The sequence below is a fragment of the Streptococcus sp. 22.1 genome, assembly GCF_016648645.1.
Classification (GTDB): Bacteria; Bacillota; Bacilli; order Lactobacillales; family Streptococcaceae; genus Streptococcus.
This window is the reverse complement of the sequence record NZ_JACLQK010000041.1, coordinates 1-3,446: the sequence shown is the minus strand read 5'-3', so window position 1 is coordinate 3,446 and position 3,446 is coordinate 1. Positions and strand designations below refer to the sequence as shown.

Genomic DNA, 3,446 nt, shown 5'->3' with positions numbered 1-3,446 from the left:
AAAGGACTCAGTCCTGTACAATACAGAACTAAATCCTTTGCTTAAATTATTTGTCTAACTTTTTGGGGTCAGAACATCAGATCTATGTCTGATAGAGTTTTTAGCTTATTTCTGAGTTTCTTTGGCACGGTGTTTTTCAGGATTCCAAACAAAGCTAGCTACATATGAGAAAGCCATGGTCAAAAGTACCGCAATGATAGCCACAATAGCGAGAGGTACTCGGTAAATATAAGTCAAAGGATTGGGTTTCTTGCCTGTTTGATAGCTCAAAGCTTCCTCATCAAGGCGATCAAATTCAGACTGGATACGACGAGCAACCTCTTGGATATTTTCGTCATTCAAACGCTTCAAATCTGAAATATCAATGGGATTACCATAGTTCATATCCACACGTTCACCTGTCAAGAGCCCCTTGAGTTCACGAGGTCCTTGATAGACAACCGGCATAATCTTAACCTTAGCCATCTTAGCGATAACTGCAACCCCACCCTTAACATCAGATGAATGGCGGCTACCACTTGGGAACATAATCAAACTACGGTTACTCTTCTTAAGCATGTTAACAGGGTACTTGATAGCTTCTTGACCAGGATTTTCACGGTCAATTGGGAAGGCTCCACACATACGGATCCACCAACCAAAGATACGACTCTTGAAGAGTTCTTTCTTAGCCATGAAAATAAACTGCTTAGGACGAGCTGAAAAAGCCATATAAACAGGGTCCCACCAAGTTCGGTGCGGAGCAACCAAGATATAGTTTTCGTCCTTGTTCAATAATTTATCGCGATTGTGGTAATGGGCATTCCCATTGATAATCCATAGAAGGAAGACAACAAGCCCACGTAAATAAGCGTAAAACACGTTTTTACCTCTTTTTCTACAAGTTTTTTCTATTATACCAAAAAAAGGAGCGCTTTTTTCATCGAATTTCTTTGTAAACTATTGAAAATGGTGTGGCACTTTCTAATAGTTTGAGCTATAATGTAACTATGAAAAAAAGTATTGAGATTATAGGGAAAAATCGAAAGGCACTTAATCTTTGCCTCATTATTGCAAACTTGTCTGTTCTGGCTATCCTGGGCTTTGTCCTATTCCAACGCCATAACACGAAATCTGAACAAGTAGCCAAGGCTGAAAAGACTGAACAAGTCGCTAATAGCACAAGCTCATCTTCAGAAAAAGCTAAAGAAGATGATGAAACACAACTCAAGAAAGGTAGTAACCACAGCATTGCAGCTTCTGACTATGCTTACGATGTTACTGCTGTGAATAACACTATTCGAGGCAAGTCTCAGGATATTGACGACAAGGTCGTCTTTTTAACGTTTGACGATGGGATTGATCCAACACTGACCCCACAAGTCATGAGTATTTTGAAAGAATACGGTGTTCACGCCACATTCTTCCACATTGGTTACACCATTACACAAGAAAATGCGGACATCCTCAAACGACAAATTACAGAAGGACATGCTATTGCCAACCATAGCCTCAGCCACAACTTTAATCTCCTTTATCCAGGACGTGTTCCTAATCAAAGTCAGATTGTTTCTGAGGTTAACCAAACCATGGCTAATTTCCAAGCTATCTTAGGTAAGGACTTCAAGACAAGAATTTTCCGTTATCCTGGTGGTCATATGTCATGGCAAGGTCTAGAAAGTACTGACCAAGCCCTCGCCAAGGAAGGTATCGAGTGGATTGACTGGAACATGCTTTGTGGTGATGCAGAACCCGCCTCTGTTCGCCCAACGACGTCTGAAACCATGATGGCCTACTTAGATGGTTCACAAAAATATTTCCCTGAGAGTCATGTTAAGGTTGTGCTTATGCACGACACTGCTGGTAAGGAGCTCACCGTTCAGACCCTTCCACAAATTATCGAATATTTCAAAAATCAAGGATATACCTTCGGTGTCCTAGAGTAATCACTCGCAACAGTTCCTTTGGGAGCTGTTTTTTGTTACAATAAAAACTATGACAAATCCAATTTTAAAAGACGGAGAACGCATTGACCAGCTCTTCTCTACAGATGTGAAAATCATTCAAAATAAGGAGGTCTTCAGCTACTCTATTGATAGCGTCCTCCTCTCTCGGTTTCCAAAAATTCCAAAGAAGGGATTAATTGTCGACCTCTGTTCGGGAAATGGTGCCGTTGGCCTCTTTGCCAGCACACGCACTGAGGCACCGATTACCTTGGTTGAGTTGCAAGAACGCCTGGCTGATATGGCCAAGCGTTCCGTAACTCTTAATCAACTAGAGAATCAAGTGACTGTTGTCAATGACGACCTAAAAAATTTGCTTAACCATGCCCCACGATCTCAGGTGGACCTTATCCTCTGTAACCCCCCCTACTTTAAGGCGACAGAAACGTCTAAGAAAAATCTGTCAGAGCATTACCTCTTGGCACGACACGAAATCACGACGAATTTAGAAGAAATTTGCCAGGTCGCTCGTCATGCCCTCAAATCTAATGGACGCATTGCTATGGTACATCGCCCTGACCGCTTTTTGGATATCATTGACACCATGCGCCAGTACAATCTAGCACCTAAACGCATCCAGTTTATCTATCCTAAGATGGGACGTGAGGCAAATATGCTCCTGATTGAAGCCATTAAAGACGGTTCAACAGATGGCTTGAAAATCCTTCCACCTCTCTTTGTGCATAAGGAAAATGGTGACTATACCGACGAAATCTTTGAGATTTACTTTGGGAAAAAGACCGAGGGTGAGTCCTAAACGATGACAGAAAAGGATAGCAAGGCCTACATGTATGTGGTTGAGTGTGCTGATGGCACCCTCTATACAGGCTACACCACAGATGTCGAACGCCGCCTCAAAACCCATAACGCAGGCAAGGGCGCTAAGTATACCAGAGCCCGCCTACCAGTTAAACTCCTCTACTCAGAAGCCTTCGCTAGCAAGCCTAAAGCCATGAGCGCCGAAGCGCGCTTTAAGAAAAAAAGCCGAGAGAAAAAACTGGCCTATATCAAAGAACACACGGAAAAATAACCGTGTGTTTTTTTGAATAATATCTCCAAATTTTAAACATTTTTAAACATGCTAACTATACTACTCTTATAATCCTTGTTAGAAACAACCTTATTCTTCTCTATTAATCAGTTTTTCCACTTACTTTTTTTTAAGCTATCAAGATAATCTTTGTTTTGACTATCTCTGATTATTGTATAAATTGATTCAAAAATCTGATAGATAAAAAACAAAGAAGAAACAACCCATGTCAAAATAAACCATTCATTGCTCGAAAAATCTCCACTAAATAATCCAATTAAATGAGCTTTTTTCGAACTAGAAAATACGTTTTTATAAAAGTACTGTGTTATTATAGCATATAAGGTATCAAGAACTAGAAAAAAAACACTCGTCTTCCATAATGCATTACTGAGAGTTTTAATTATTTCTAACAACAAAATATTATTTATACC

Annotated in this window: 5 protein-coding genes; 3 read left to right on the top strand and 2 right to left on the bottom strand. The window is 40.3% G+C overall.

Annotated elements, in window-relative coordinates; all coding sequences use genetic code 11:
* Nucleotides 1-105 precede the first annotated feature (105 nt).
* Nucleotides 106-861, bottom strand: coding sequence for a lysophospholipid acyltransferase family protein (locus H7U04_RS11185; RefSeq protein ID WP_110981131.1), 756 nt, complete (start codon nt 859-861; stop codon nt 106-108).
* Between the two features lie 128 nt (nt 862-989).
* Between H7U04_RS11185 and H7U04_RS11180 the strand changes: the two genes are divergently transcribed.
* Genes H7U04_RS11180 through H7U04_RS11170 form a run of 3 tightly spaced genes read left to right on the top strand, consistent with a single transcriptional unit; the run spans nt 990 to nt 3,012 of the window.
* Entirely contained in the window at nt 990-1,925 is a 936-nt protein-coding gene (locus tag H7U04_RS11180; protein WP_110981141.1) for a polysaccharide deacetylase family protein, read from the top strand.
* Nucleotides 1,926-1,974: 49 nt separating this feature from the next.
* Entirely contained in the window at nt 1,975-2,739 is a 765-nt protein-coding gene (locus H7U04_RS11175) for a tRNA1(Val) (adenine(37)-N6)-methyltransferase (RefSeq protein WP_110981132.1), read from the top strand.
* Between the two features lie 3 nt (nt 2,740-2,742).
* Complete coding sequence (locus H7U04_RS11170; RefSeq protein ID WP_110981133.1) at nt 2,743-3,012, top strand: GIY-YIG nuclease family protein; 270 nt, start codon at nt 2,743-2,745, stop codon at nt 3,010-3,012.
* 107 nt (nt 3,013-3,119) lie between these two features.
* Here H7U04_RS11170 and H7U04_RS11335 read toward each other — a convergent pair.
* Nucleotides 3,120-3,446 (bottom strand): hypothetical protein (locus H7U04_RS11335; RefSeq protein ID WP_207185747.1); only part of this gene is annotated, 327 nt, incomplete at its 5' end.

Coding starts and splice junctions, on each gene's coding strand:
- H7U04_RS11180 (WP_110981141.1), top strand. CDS start 990: ATGAAAAAAAGTATTGAGATTATAGGGAAAAATCGAAAGGCACTTAAT.
- H7U04_RS11175 (WP_110981132.1), top strand. CDS start 1,975: ATGACAAATCCAATTTTAAAAGACGGAGAACGCATTGACCAGCTCTTC.
- H7U04_RS11170 (WP_110981133.1), top strand. CDS start 2,743: ATGACAGAAAAGGATAGCAAGGCCTACATGTATGTGGTTGAGTGTGCT.